Source organism: Clostridium weizhouense (genome assembly GCF_019431045.1).
Lineage (GTDB): Bacteria > Bacillota > Clostridia > Clostridiales > Clostridiaceae > Clostridium > Clostridium weizhouense.
Map to the genome: position 1 here is coordinate 49,112 of NZ_JAHXPT010000003.1, position 14,966 is coordinate 64,077.

At 23.7% G+C, this 14,966-nt stretch carries 12 protein-coding genes; 9 read left to right on the top strand and 3 right to left on the bottom strand.

The annotated features are described in order from the left end of the window. Positions 1-92: 92 nt before the first annotated feature. On the bottom strand, positions 93-908 hold the full coding sequence (locus KYD98_RS04785; protein ID WP_219778460.1) for a TIM barrel protein: 816 nt from the start codon (positions 906-908) through the stop codon (positions 93-95). A 515-nt stretch (positions 909-1,423) separates the two neighbouring features. Between KYD98_RS04785 and KYD98_RS04790 the strand changes: the two genes are divergently transcribed. The 7 genes from KYD98_RS04790 (at position 1,424) to KYD98_RS04820 (ending at position 10,114) form a co-directional block, all read left to right on the top strand. Further along, positions 1,424-2,134, top strand: a complete 711-nt coding sequence (locus KYD98_RS04790) for a pseudouridine synthase (RefSeq protein WP_219778461.1) — start codon at positions 1,424-1,426, stop codon at positions 2,132-2,134. 241 nt (positions 2,135-2,375) lie between these two features. After that, positions 2,376-3,272 (top strand): MurR/RpiR family transcriptional regulator, encoded by an 897-nt coding sequence (locus KYD98_RS04795; RefSeq protein WP_219778462.1) that lies wholly within the window; start codon positions 2,376-2,378, stop codon positions 3,270-3,272. Positions 3,273-3,386: 114 nt separating this feature from the next. Then, positions 3,387-4,727, top strand: a complete 1,341-nt coding sequence (locus tag KYD98_RS04800; RefSeq protein WP_219778727.1) for a CCA tRNA nucleotidyltransferase — start codon at positions 3,387-3,389, stop codon at positions 4,725-4,727. A 232-nt stretch (positions 4,728-4,959) separates the two neighbouring features. Then, positions 4,960-5,241 (top strand): late competence development ComFB family protein, encoded by a 282-nt coding sequence (locus KYD98_RS04805; RefSeq protein WP_219778463.1) that lies wholly within the window; start codon positions 4,960-4,962, stop codon positions 5,239-5,241. A gap of 442 nt (positions 5,242-5,683) precedes the next feature. Then, a complete protein-coding gene (locus tag KYD98_RS04810) occupies positions 5,684-6,376 on the top strand; it encodes a response regulator transcription factor (RefSeq protein WP_219778464.1) in 693 nt (230 codons plus the stop codon). Next, complete coding sequence (locus KYD98_RS04815; RefSeq protein WP_219778465.1) at positions 6,354-8,609, top strand: sensor histidine kinase; 2,256 nt, start codon at positions 6,354-6,356, stop codon at positions 8,607-8,609. Before KYD98_RS04810 ends, KYD98_RS04815 begins: the two co-directional genes overlap by 23 nt. A 542-nt stretch (positions 8,610-9,151) precedes the next feature. Next, on the top strand, positions 9,152-10,114 hold the full coding sequence (locus tag KYD98_RS04820) for an alpha/beta hydrolase (protein ID WP_219778466.1): 963 nt from the start codon (positions 9,152-9,154) through the stop codon (positions 10,112-10,114). A 94-nt stretch (positions 10,115-10,208) separates the two neighbouring features. Here KYD98_RS04820 and KYD98_RS04825 read toward each other — a convergent pair whose 3' ends face one another. Continuing rightward, positions 10,209-10,418, bottom strand: a complete 210-nt coding sequence (locus KYD98_RS04825; protein ID WP_219778467.1) for a cold-shock protein — start codon at positions 10,416-10,418, stop codon at positions 10,209-10,211. A 475-nt stretch (positions 10,419-10,893) separates the two neighbouring features. Here KYD98_RS04825 and KYD98_RS04830 point away from each other — a divergent pair, with 475 nt between their 5' ends. Both KYD98_RS04830 and KYD98_RS04835 read left to right on the top strand, forming a co-directional pair. Next, entirely contained in the window at positions 10,894-12,603 is a 1,710-nt protein-coding gene (locus KYD98_RS04830; protein WP_219778468.1) for a methyl-accepting chemotaxis protein, read from the top strand. A gap of 453 nt (positions 12,604-13,056) precedes the next feature. Continuing rightward, the gene (locus tag KYD98_RS04835; RefSeq protein WP_219778469.1) at positions 13,057-13,587 is read left to right on the top strand and encodes a hypothetical protein; all 531 of its coding nucleotides are present in this window, start codon (positions 13,057-13,059) and stop codon (positions 13,585-13,587) included. Between the two features lie 185 nt (positions 13,588-13,772). Here the strand turns inward: KYD98_RS04835 and KYD98_RS04840 are convergent, their stop codons facing one another. Then, entirely contained in the window at positions 13,773-14,837 is a 1,065-nt protein-coding gene (locus KYD98_RS04840; protein ID WP_308462438.1) for a methyl-accepting chemotaxis protein, read from the bottom strand. Positions 14,838-14,966 lie beyond the last annotated feature (129 nt).

The window sequence follows — 14,966 nt, forward strand, 5'->3', positions numbered from 1 at the left end:
GCTTCTATAAAAAGATTCTAGTTTTTTTATTAAACTAGAATCTTTTTATAGAAGGGGATATTTAATTTATAATATATTATAAAAAGAGATCTTTATAGAGAATTATAAGTGCTTTTTAATAATAATGCATCATTTTCTAAGATTGGACTTTCGCAAATTATACATCCTCTAACATCATAATTCTTAAAAGCTTTTAAACAGTCTTTATAATTAAAATCACTTTCTAATAAGGGAAGATGATTTCTTTCTCCTTTTATACTATAAGCAATTCCTGAAATATGAACATGCAAGTCATTTAGAGCTTCTCTTCCAAGATTCTCACCTATTTCTTCAAATATTCTTTTAAAATCATCATAATTTTTTAATGAACCATTATATCTTGCATGTATATGTGAAAAATCAATGCAAAGTTTACAGGTTTTAATATCTTTACATATTGATATTAATTCACTTAAATCTCCAAATTGAGTCCCTTTTCCAGTAGTTTCCAATCTGTAATCAACGCCGAAATAAGGAAGCTTAGATAAGTTTCTTTTAATTTCATTTAATGTATATTCCTTAGATGATTTTAAATAAAATCCAGGGTGAAATATTAAACTTCTACCATTAACAGATTTTAGAGCTCTAGCACCATTTTCTATTCTTTCTAAAGACTTTTCTTTTTTCTCGTCTTCTTCTGCATTTAAATTAATAAAATAAGAACCGTGAGCTGAAAGATATATATTATTTTTTTCTTTTGCCTGAATAATAGAATTTCTATTTTTATCAGTTACATTAATACTTCGAACAAAAGGCAACTCCATTGCATCTAATCCGATATTATGCAAATATTCTATTCCTGTGCTGTATGTGAATTTTTCACCTTTACCTAAAGGTAATCCTGATATTCCAAATAACAATTTATCCATATTTAATGTATCCTTTCTTTGTAAAAATTAAATTTATTTTTAATATCCATTAAAGTTAAAATTATGGTATAGTTATTAATGCGATATTAAAATTAGATATAAGATTGTTTATAATAAAATTAAATCATAAAAACATAAAGAGATTTATATGTTCTAATTAAGTTAATATATTTATACTCTTTTATATAATTTTTATTATATAATTTTTATACAAAATTATATATTTAAATTAGCACTATCTAGTTAGGATTATATATATTTTAAGTAATAGGTGATATTTTTAAATATAGTCTAATTTATAAAGATGATTATATTATAATACATAGCTTGAATAAAAGATATTAATTAATAAAAAATAATTATTATTTCTTAATATTTAATCAATTGTATATAAGTGTCAATAAAAGTTATTAAAAGATAATAAAAAATATCATATGCTTTAAGTTAATATTGATATTATAATATAAAGAAAACTAATTTGGAAAAGAAAAATACATTTTGGAGTGATTAAATTTATGGAAGAAAGATTACAAAAATATATGGCAAGTTGTGGAGTAGCATCAAGAAGAAAGTGTGAAGAAATAATTTTAAATGAAGAAGTTAAAGTTAATGGAGTTTTAGTAAATGAACTTGGAGTAAAAATTGATCCCTTAAAAGATAAGGTTGAATATAAAGGTAATATAATAACTAAAGAAGAAAGAAAAGTATATATAATGCTTAATAAACCAGAAGGTTATATAACTTCAGTTAAGGATGAAAAAGGAAGAAAGACGATTTTAGATTTAGTTCATGTTAAAGAAAGAATCTATCCTATTGGAAGACTAGATTATGATAGTTCAGGATTGATAATTTTAACTAATGATGGAGACATATATAATAAAATAATTCATCCAAGAGAAGAACTTATAAAAAAATATATAGCTGTAGTAAAAGGAAAAATATCATCAAGAGATATAGAAACATTCAATACAGGAATAGATATTGGAGGATATAAAACAGCACCAGCTAATCTTAAAGTTTTAAATTATGATAAAGGACTTTCAACAATAGAAGTTTCAATTCACGAGGGGAAAAATAGACAAATAAGAAGAATGTGTGCTGCAATAAATCATGAAGTAATATCATTAAATAGAATTTCTATCGGAGATATAAAATTAAAATACTTAAAAAAAGGTGATTGGAGAGAATTAGATAAAGAGGAGTTAGAGTATATAAATAGATTCTAAAAAAATATAAATATTATAGATATATATTTTGTAATAATAATTAATTAATACATTAAAGAACTGTATATTATTTTGTTGAAGGTTAAATTAAATATATATTAAATGAAAGCATAGAAATGAAAACTTGCATAATTGTAAATTTTATTCTTAAAAAAACTACATATTTCTTGAATATATAGCTATAAGATGATAGAATTTAAGTTGAAATTATTCAATTATATAATGATAGGGTGAGAAGTAAATGGATGATATAAATAATGAAGAGATTAAAGATTTGATGAGGTTGATTCAAATTAAGTTTTCTAAATTAAGTAAAGGTCAAAAATTAATAGCTGAATATATCTTAAAAAACTATGACAAAGCAGCCTTTATGACAGCGGCAAAGCTTGGAGTATCAGTAGGAGTATCAGAATCAACAGTTGTAAGATTTGCTAATGAGTTAGGATTTTCGGGGTATCCTAAATTGCAAAAAGCTCTTCAAGAACTTATAAAAAACAAATTGACAACTGTTCAAAGATTAGAACTTCAAAATGATTATTTTACTGATGGAGATGCATTAAAAGGTGTTCTTAAGTCTGATATGGAAAATATCAGAGCTACATTAGAAAAAATAAATCATAATGTATTTGAAGATGTTGTTAAAAGTATATTTGAAGCAGATAAAATATATATAATTGGACTTAGAAGTTCAACAGCATTAGCTGAATTTTTAGGATTTTATTTAAATATAATACTTCAAAATGTAAGAGTTGTTAGTTATGGAATATCTGATATTTTTGAACAACTTATAAATATAGGAGAAAGAGATTTAATTATTGGTATAGGTTTTCCAAGGTATGCAGCAAAGACAATTGATGTATTAGATTTTGCACAAGGTAGAGGAGCAAAAGTTGTTGCATTAACAGATAGTTTACTTTCACCTTTAGCATCTAAATCAGATTATGCATTAATAGCTCAAAGTAATATGGCATCATTTGTGGATTCTTTAGTAGCACCATTATCAGTGATAAATGCATTGATTATTGCTGTTGGAATGAGAGAAAAAGATGTGATATCTAATACATTTGGTAATTTAGAGCAGATATGGAAAGGTTATAATGTGTATTCATATAATAATAGAAATGTAGATGATGATTAATAAAAAGATCTTGAAGAGTTTCTTCAAGGTCTTTTATTCTTAGATGGTATCTTAATTTAGTATTAAAATATATTTAAATAAAAATGTTCTAATAAAAGAGGGTGAAAAATAATGATAAATTTAAAAATTAATATTCCTAAAAATGTAAAAATTATATTGGATAAGCTTATGAATAATGGATATGAAGCTTATATAGTTGGAGGATGTGTTAGAGACTCTGTATTAGGTAAATCTCCAAAAGATTGGGATATAACAACAAAGGCTAAACCAGAAGAGGTAATAAATTTATTTGATAATGTAATTTTAACTGGTATTAAACATGGTACAGTTACAGTTATGATAGATAAAGAAGGGTATGAGGTTACAACTTATAGAATAGATGGAGAATATGAAGATGGTAGACATCCAAAGAAGGTTGAATTTGTATCTGATTTAAGAGAAGATCTTGCAAGAAGAGACTTCACTATTAACGCTATGGCTTATAATCCTAAAAATGGATTAGTTGATTATTTTAATGGTATAGATGATTTAAATAAAAAAATAATAAAAACTGTTGGAGAACCTAAAAAAAGATTTTGTGAAGATGCATTAAGAATGTTAAGGGCAGTTAGGTTTTCAGCACAATTAAAATTTAGTATTTCAAATGATGTATTATTATCTATAAAAGAATTAAAAAGTAATATTAATAAAGTATCAAAAGAAAGAATAAGAGAAGAGTTTAATAAAATATTAATAAGTAATGCTGAAAAAATTGAAATTTTAAAAGAAACGGGACTTTTACAATTTATAATTCCTGAATTTGTAAAAACATATGGTTTTGAGCAAAATAATCCTTATCATATATATAACCTATATGAGCATAGTCTTATAGCTACAAAAGAAATAGATAATGAGTTACATTTAAAATTAACTATGTTATTACATGATTTGGGAAAATTATATACAAAAACAACAGATAAAAATAATATTTCTCATTTTTATAAGCATGCAATAGAATCTTCTAATATTGCAGAAAAGATATTAAAGGATTTAAAATATGATAATGCTACAATAAAACAAGTTGTTACTTTAATAAAGTATCATGATTGTACATTAAATACTAAGTTGTCAGTAAAGAAAATGCTAAATAGAATAGGAAAAGACTTATTTGAAGATTTAATAAAAGTAAAAAGAGCAGATATATTGGCTCAAAACCCAATATATAAAAAAGATAGGTTACTAAATTTAGTTAAAGCTAAAAATGAATTAGAAAAAATATTAGAGAAAAATGAATGCTTTAATTTAAAAGATTTAAGAGTTAATGGGAAAGATTTGATTGAAATAGGATTTAGCAAAGGTAAAGAAATTGGAGAAGTATTATCTTATTTATTAAATATAGTTATAGAAAATCCTGAATTAAATAATAAACAAAAATTGTTAATAATTGTAAAAAATAGATTTTTAAATGTTAATTAAACAAAAAATAGTGTTTTTATTAAATTTTATATTTAGAAATTTAATAAAAAGAATTAATCATAATATGTAATTAAGCTTAATAGTATTACGATATAAAAAAATAAAAGTAAAAAACAACAATTAAGAACATAAACTTATAAAAAATATATTTTATATTATAGATCATTTTATTTTATAACATATTAATGGGTTAGATATATTAATTATAAATATGGGAAAGAGGTATGAATTTATGGAGAAAGTAATTAATTATATGGAAATTTGGGTAAAAGATCATATGGAACAACAACTGAAACAAAGTGATATATGCAAATGTGAAAAATGTAAAAGAGATATTTATGCACTTGCACTTAACAATCTAAAACCTTATTATGTTGTGACAAATAAAGGTGAAGTAATGGCTAAATTAAATACTATGTATCAACAATTTGAAACAGATATAACTATAGAAGTTGAAAAGGCTATTGAAATAGTAAAAAAATCTCCTAGGCATGATGATCATAAGGAGTATTAAAGATATAATGTTCTGTTTTAAGTGACTCATAATATTTGTATTATAAACAAATTTATTAGTATCAGGTAAAACTTGTTTTTAACTAAAAGTTAGAATTGTTATATATTAAAGAAGTCCTCTGCCTGAGAGATTACAGGTTTTATAATTACTTATGAGATAAAGTTAATTCAAATTTCAGTTCGTTCTTATAGAGCGATATTAATACTATTTAAAAAAATATTCAAATATGAAAATAAAAATAAGCTGATTTAAGATTATTTAACTATAATTTTAAGTTAGCTTTTTCTTTCGAAATTCTTAATAATTTGAAGAAGTGTTTTGTAAGATTTGTATTTTAATATAAATATAGGGTAAATTTAAAAGCCTAAAAGGATTATATTTTCTATCAACTAATAAAATATGGTAAAATTAACATGAATTTGAGATTATTAAGGAGGAAAAAATGAAAAATTACAATATTTTAGTTGTTGATGATGATAAAGCAATAACTGAAGCGATAGAAGTATATTTAGTTAACGAAGGGTATAAAATTTTTAAGGCTTATGATGGTATACAAGCATTAAAAATTATAGATGAGCATGATATACACCTTGTTATATTAGATATAATGATGCCTAATATGAATGGAACTAGAACAACTGTTAAGATAAGAGAAGAAAAACAGATTCCCATAATAATGCTTTCAGCAAAATCTGAGGATACAGATAAGATATTAGGTTTAAATTTAGGCGCAGATGATTATATAACTAAACCATTTAATCCACTAGAACTTATAGCAAGGGTTAACTCTCAGATAAGAAGATATACTAAATTTGCTCCTTTAAAAGAGGATAATAATATACTTACAGTAGGGGGGATAGAATTAAATAAGGAAAGTAAAGAGGTATTTGTAGATGGTGAAAATGTAAGGTTAACACCATTAGAGTTTAAGATTTTGACTCTTCTTATGGACAATCCTAATAGAGTTTTTTCTATTGAAGAGATTTATGAAAGAGTTTGGAATGAACCTGCGTATAACAATGTTGATACAGTTACTGTTCATATAAGAAGAATAAGGGAAAAGATAGAAATAAATCCTAAAGAACCAAGATATTTGAAGGTGGTGTGGGGAATTGGATACAAAATTGAAAAATAATAAGAAATTTAAAAGTGCTAAATTATTAGTTTTACTTTTATGTATTGTTATGTTGCCTTTTTTTATAGATAAATCATATAATTTTATTATATCTCAACAAAATAAGTACACTGAAGAATTTTTAGTAGATACTATGACTCAGGTATCTCTCTCAGCAAATGATATGAATTATTATATTAATCAATCAGATGGGAGTTTAAAAGAGGAAGCTATACAAAATCAAATAAAATACTTAGAGAATGTTGATAAGGGCTCTTTAAAAGATGTTGATAATGAAATTAAAAGCTTTATGTTTGACTATAGAGAAAATGATGATTCACAGGAAGAATATGAAGAAAAAGGTGTAAGTTTAGAACATAATGAATATTACAATGGATTAGTATATAGAAAAAGTGACTTAGAAGAAAAGCTTAAACAAGGTGATGAAAAATATAGAGAAGACGGAATAAAGGAGATACAAGACCATTTAGACGATAAATATGCAAATCTTGCAGAAAACCCAAATATAGAATATTATATAGAAAAAAATGATGATGAAGAGCCTATAACAAACATTAAAGGTGAATCAAAAGATGAAATTATAAGTGATACTAAAAATAATTATAAGTATTATATGATGTTTTTGGAAATTAATCATAAAGTTCCAGAACAAATTAATGTTTCAAACAATCTAACAAAATCTCTCAATGATACAAATGATTTTCATAGGTTACAAAATCTTTATAATAATAAACAAGTTATTGTTAGAATAGCAAATCCGTTGAAAAGTAGTGATGACTTAGCTAATATAATTAATCAAAAAAATAAAAGGAATTTTATTGGATATACTTTTTGGGGGTTAACTTTATTAGATGTCTTTATAATTTTTATTTTAATATTAAAGTATAGAAAAAATTTATATTTAATATTAAAAGATAATTTTATAACAAGAGGATATAGAAAACTATTCATTGAGATAAGATGTTTATTTATTCTAATAACTATAGTATGTTTTAATATATTAAAGCATAGAATAATGGATATGTTTTATGGGATTAATTTCATAGATTTCTGGTTGATATTTTCAATATTTATTTTTTTAGTATATTTAGTTTTATCAGATATAAGAAGTTTATATTTCTTAAAGAAAGAGGGAAATATAAAAGATTATATTTGTAAAAAATCTGTACTTTATAAATTAAAAGATTTAATGAAAGAAAGTTTTTTGATAAAATCAACTTCTTCAAGATTAATAATATCAATAGCAGTATTTGTTATTTATGTTGTTATAATATTTATGCAAGCATATTCAATGGGTGACTATGGATGGCCACATTGGTCTAGACCATATGAAATTTTATATTTAACACCTAGCATTGTATTTACACTATTTATAATAGGATATTTATTCTTAATTGCAAGAAATGTTAATAAAATAAAAATCGGTACAGATAATATATTAAAAGGAAATTATAATAATAAAATTGATGTAAAGGGAGCAATAATTCTTAAAGATATAGCAAATAATATTGTGAATATAGAAGAGGGATTAGACAAAGCCGTAGATAAGGCTGTTAAAAGTGAAAAGATGAAGGGAGAATTAATTACTAATGTATCACATGATTTAAAGACACCATTAACTTCTATAATTAATTATGTAGATCTATTAGATAAAGAAAATGTTTCAGAAGAAGATAAAACTAAATATTTAGAAATTCTTAAAGAAAGATCATTAAGGCTAAAAGTTTTAATAGAAGATTTGTTTGAAGCTTCAAAAGCGGCATCTGGAACTTTAGAATTAGATATGGAAAATTTAAATCCAGTAGCACTTATTAGACAAACCATAGGTGAATTTGAGAATGAAATAGAAAAATCTAAATTACAATTTATAAAAAATATACCTGACCAAAAGCTTTCTATATATGCTGATGGAAAAAAAACATTTAGAATATTTCAAAACTTAATATCCAATATACTTAAGTATTCTATGAAAGGATCTAGAGTGTATATTGAGGTATTTGAAGAGGAACAATATATATTAATAATATTTAAAAATATATCAGAATATCAAGTTAATTTTACTGAAGAAGAGATATTAGAAAGATTTAAAAGAGGAGATAGTTCAAGAACCACAGAAGGATCAGGTCTTGGATTATCAATAGCAAAAAGTTTAGTGGAATTACAAGGTGGAGAATTTACTATTACTATTGATGGAGATTTATTTAAGGTTTCAGTACGATTGAAGAAATCTTAACTTAAAATTTATAAGAGATTTTAAACAATATTAATTCTTATATTTATAAATTTGTTACAACAAAAGATTATCTTAAAATATTATTATGTATTTGAGATAGTCTTTTGTTTTTGTACATAAAATTTAATAATATCATAATGAATGATAAGAAAATTTCTTTTGAGAGATAAACTTTATGTTAGAGAGTTGTATTTGTATAAAAGATTATAAAGTTTTTAAAAAAGGTGAAAATATCAATATGAAGTTGAGAGATATGTTTTAATATTTCATATTGATAATGGACTAGTTACAATAGATGAAGGGTATTTTTATAGGTATTTTAAAGATTATAAATAATAAAAAATCTATATAAGAAATATAAAAAATAGATAGAAGATATAGCTTATGATAAATAATATTTTTAAATATAGTAGACTCATTTTGAGACAGTAAGTATAAAATATGATAATATAATAACAAATACAGTTTAAATAATATGATCAATATACTGTAACAATATATTGATCATTGAAGAAATTAAATAATAGGAGATAAAGATAACAATGGAAGAGAAGATGATACTAATAATACCTATTTTATTATTAGTAGTTTTAATTTTACTTATATTTGCAGGAAATTATTTTTATAATTTTTCAATTAATCCCCATACAACAAAAGATAAAATTTTTGATAATAGTAAAAATAAAGGGACTGAAGTTGTTAAAAAAGATGAAACTAGTGGTGAAGATAAAAGTGAAGAAGAATGGATTATAAATACATCAAATTATCAAAGTATTTATATAAAATCATTTGATGGTTTAAAGCTTCATGGGTATCAAATATTAAATAATGAATATTCTTATAAATGGGCTATTGTTGTTCATGGCTACACAGGTGAAGCACTGAGAATGGGAAGTAGAGCAAAGGCTTTTTATGAAATGGGATATAATATTATAATACCTGATTTAAGAGCTCATGGTAAAAGTGAGGGAAATTATATTGGTATGGGATGGCATGATAGAAAAGATATCATTGAATGGATTCAGTATATAACAAATAAAGATGAAAATTCTAAAATTTTATTATATGGTATTTCTATGGGCGCAAGCACTGTTATGATGACATCTGGTGAAGAATTACCAAGTAATGTTAAAGCTATAATAGAAGATTGTGGATATACATCAGCCTGGGATGAATTTTCATATCAATTAAAAAATATGTTTAAACTACCTAAATTTCCAATTATGCATGCTTCAAGTATTATTACTAAAATGAGATCAGGTTATTTTTTAAAAGAGGCTTCTTCAATAAAACAAGTTAGTAAATCAAAAACACCTATATTGTTTATTCATGGTGAAGAAGATAAATTTGTGCCATTTTTTATGTTGGATAAGGTATATAATGCAGCAAAGTGTGAAAAAGAAATATTAATAGTAAAAGAAGCTGGACATTGTAAGGCTCATAAAGTTAATCCAGAATTATATTGGAATACTATAAAGAAGTTTATAAATAAATATATTAACTAAAAAATTAAATATTTAATTTTGAGAATTTGGCTATGTTTTAAATTATGTTGATATCAAATAAAACATAGCCTTTTATTTATAGGTATTTACAATTCTATAATTTGTGTATGTTTATTGCCATAGGACCTTTTTCACCTTCTTGTACATCAAAGGTTACATTTTCTCCTTCATGAAGGCCTTTTTCAGGACCACTTTTTTTGATTTGTGAATGATGTGCAAAAACATCATCTCCAGCATCACATGAAATAAATCCGTATCCTTTTTCCATATCAAACCATTTAACTATTCCTGTTCTACTAGACATATATATCTCTCCTTAAATGAATTTTTCAAAAATAGTATTTGTAGAAAACATACTTTTTATTAATTTAAGATTAAGATTAAGATGTAAATAATTCAAAAATAACATGATAAAATTATACTAAATTTAAATGTTTTATAAAAAAATTACAAAAATAATAAATTTAAAAAATCTATTTACAAAATATGAAGTGATTATGTATACTATTATTTACAATATAATACAAGAATTTCTTATAATTTATCTAATTGCTTTAATTTTTTATATTATTTTATACTTTTATACATATATTCTATAATTAATTTAAAAATATTAAAAATATAAAAAAACAAAAACTTGAATTGAGAAAATAGTCTGGAAATTGTTTTTTGGAAATCTTAGAAGTATGATAAATGTATTTAAATTATTCTACATGTTAATTAACTTAAAATAAGAATTCAAAAATCTAAATTTTTACTTATAGTAAGGGGTTAGGCAAATGTTAAAAACAATAAAAAACAAATTAATTTTTTTAGTACTTACTTTTGTAATTACTATTATATTTATGGGTATTTATTCTATAAAGGTTTTAAATAGTGTAAATCAAAAATCAACTTCTATTTCACAGAATTTTGTTCCAGGAATTATATGTTCAGAAGAAATAAATACAATGACATCAGATTTTAGATTGATGGAATATAACCATATTGTTAGTAAAGATATGGAGAATATGACACAAAAAGAAAAAAATATGAAAGAAAAAAATGAAGAAATACAAAAGTATTTAAAACGTTATTTAAATACTGTAGAAACTGAAGAAGATAATAAATTATTTAATATTATTGTAGAACAGTGGGATAAATATTTGGAGTTGAATAAGAAAGTAATTAGTTTAAGTAGAGAACTTAAAACTGATGAAGCAATGAATATAATGCTTACAGAATCAAAAGATGCTTTTAATAAAGCTTCATCTTCTTTATTAGAATTAGTTAAATTAAATCAAGAAATGGTTAAAGAGACTAGCTTAGAAGGAGACAAACAGTATGAGAAGACTATGAAAGTAAATATTATCATAATAGTATTATTAGGAACATTAAGTATAGTTATAGGAGGACTTATAATTAAGTCAATAAGGAGATCTTTAAATATATTAAAAGAAGAGTTAAATGATTTATCAGAAAGAGGAGGAGATTTAACTCAAGAAATAAAAGTAGATTCTGAGGATGAAATAAATGATCTTGCTAAAAGTTTAAATAAATTTATACAAAATTTAAAAGGTATTATTGGAACAGTTAATAAAAGCTCAGATGATATTGAGAGTGTTGTAGATGTTATAAAAGGTAATGTTACAAATTTAAATTGTGATATAGAGGAAGTTTCATCAACTACACAAGAACTTGCTGCAAGTATGGAAGAAACAGCAGCTTCGGCTGAAGAAATGTTAGCAACATCTCAAGAAATAGAACAAGCTATTTGTTCTATTGCACAAAAATCTCAAGATGGTGCAGTTAAAGCAGGGGAAATAAATAAAAGAGCAGAGAATACAAAAATAAATGTACAAGCTTCACAGAAAAAAACAAATGAGATATTTAAAGATACAAAATTAGAACTTGAAGAGGCTATAAAATCTTCAAAAGTTGTTGAAGAAATAAATATTTTATCTGAGTCAATAATGCAAATAACATCACAAACTAACCTTCTTGCACTCAATGCTGCGATTGAAGCTGCCAGAGCGGGAGAAGCAGGAAAGGGATTTTCAGTTGTTGCTGAAGAAATAAGGAAACTTGCAGAACAATCAAAGGAAACGGTAATAGAAATACAAAGTATAACAGGAAAGGTGACAGAATCAGTTAATAATCTTTCAAATAGTTCAAATAAATTATTAAAATTTATGTCTGTAGAAGTGGATTCTGACTACAGAAATATGTTAGATGTGGCAGAAAAGTATAGTAAAGATGGCGAATTCATTGATAATCTTGTAACAGAATTTAGTTCAAATTCAGAAGAACTTTTAGCCTCAATACAAGATGTAATTAGTACTATAGAAGGAGTTGCCCAAGCTTCGAGTCAAGGTGCTGGAGCTACTACAAATATTTCAAGTAATATATTACAAGTTAATGATAAATCAACGCATGTCCTAGAACAGGCATTAAAGTCAAAAGAAAATGCTCAAAATCTAAAGAAAGAAATTTCTAAATTTAAAATTTAAAATTTATTATACAATAAAAATTTTATTAATAGTTGTGAATTTTAAAATGCTGAAAGCTAGATTTCAGCTAACTTTCAGCATTTTTAATTCTATTTAACTACTACAGTAAGTAATTTATATGTATTTATTTTTTAACCGAATAATGTTAATATATGATTTCCTATAAAATTTATAAATGTATTAATTTAATAAAAACATATATTTTTTTATGTAAAATTAATAAATATAAAAAATAATTCATACAAAACCTTTTTTGTATATATATTTATAGTAAGGCGTATTCAAAAAACAATAAAGTAGTATGTTTATTTATTTTATATCATACTACGTTACCATATTTAGCTAATGTTTTGTATAAACATATTCCTTTATTTGCTACAAAACGTACAATGTATCTTTAATCTATTATTTACTTTTATATGCCTAAGAATATTAAAAAAGTAGGGTGTTTTTATGGATGAAAAAACTAATAGTTTATATTTAATTTTACAAGAAGAAAAAAATAATATAGAAAATTTTAAAAATATGATTAAGATAAAAGGTGAATTAACAAATAGAATTTCTATTGTTACAAGCGAATTACTAGATATAAAAAATGACCTCAATATTTTAGAGAAAAACATTGAGGATGAATTAGTAAAAATAGAAACTATAGAAGATAAAATAAGAGAAATTACAAAAACAGAAATTATAAATAAAGCAAATATACTGGTTGACATATTAAAACATAATTTGCCTAAGGAAATTAACGGGGAAATATTATATGACAGTAAACAAGATGAATATGAACAAGTAATAAACCTAATGAAAGATGATGATATAATTGGAGAAATAGTAATATATAGTAGAAATTATGATAACCTAAAAATAAAGGTGAAATTTTGGGAGCCAGTAAATAAAGAAGAAGAGTTTACAATAAAACAAAAATACAGAATATATAAAATCATATCATTTATTAATACTAATTTAAGTTATGATGAATAGGAATAGTCACTCTTTTGTAAACGATACAAGGATTATATTAATAAATATAAAAGAAATACTTATTTTTATATTAACGATAAAAACTAGGTATTTCTTTTAATTTTGATTATGTTTTAAAATAATATTGATTAAAATCTAATTAGAATCAAATTTTATTTTAACTTTAATATTAAAATAAATGTATATTAAATTTTAAATTTTGATATTTGATTATTAAATTGTTTTATACTTTCTTTAGATTTTATTACTTCTTCCATAATTATATTAGATTTTTCATTTATATTTGCTACATTCTGAGCAATATTTGAGGTTCTGTCTGCTCCTTCATTTGAAGCCATAGATACATGTCCAATTGTATCTGTTACTTGTTGAAGTGAAGATAAAAGTTCCTCAGATGTGGAGCTGAATTCTAGTACAAGGTTACTCACAAATTCAGCATCATTGCTATATTTACCTTCCACATTTAACATTGTACTATAATCTTTTTGTACATCTTTAGAGACAAAGTTTAACAAGTCATTAGAGCTAGTTGATAAATCATCAACTGATACCACAACTTTTTGTGTTATATTTTGTATTTCAATAACTGTATTTTTACACTCTTCTGCAAGAGTTCTTATCTCATCAGCAACAACTGAAAAACCACGACCAGCTTCTATAGCAGCATTTAAAGCTAAAAGATTTGTTTGAGTTGATATCTGCATTATTGATTCAGACAATACAGTGATTTGTTGTACTATTTTTGAATTCTCTATTGATATTTCTAATTTATCTTTAGTTTGTGAAAAAACATTTAAACTTTTTTCTTGTAAATTATTAACATTTACTTTAGTATCTATTGCCCTTTTATTTATTTCAGAAGCTTCTATAGCACCTTCTTGAGCTTTTTTTGATATAGAGTCAACAGCTTTTTCTATTTCATTTGCAGTTGCACTCATTTCTTGTGCCGATGCAGCAGTTTCTTCCATTCCAGCTGATAATTCTTCTGTAGTTGAGGATACATCTTCTATATTTTGGTTTAAATCATTTATATTATGTGAAATCGTGTTAACTATTGTTTTAATATTATTAGATTCTTCTTTTACATTACCAATAAAAATTTTTAATGAATTTTGCATATCATTTATTGCATTTGAAATTTCGCCTATTTCATCTTTTCTTTTCATAAATTTTTTAGCAACATTCATTGTAAAGTCCCCTTTAGCTACACGTTTTAATTGTTTTACAGAAAAAGCTAATGGAACTGAAATAGATCTTTAAATAGTAAAAGTTACTTCGTAACCAATACATACAATAATAAAAAATATTAAGAAAAATATATAAATTTATAAAAAGATTTTTGAAAATGTTTTTATTTTTCTTTTTTAAGATTAAAAAGA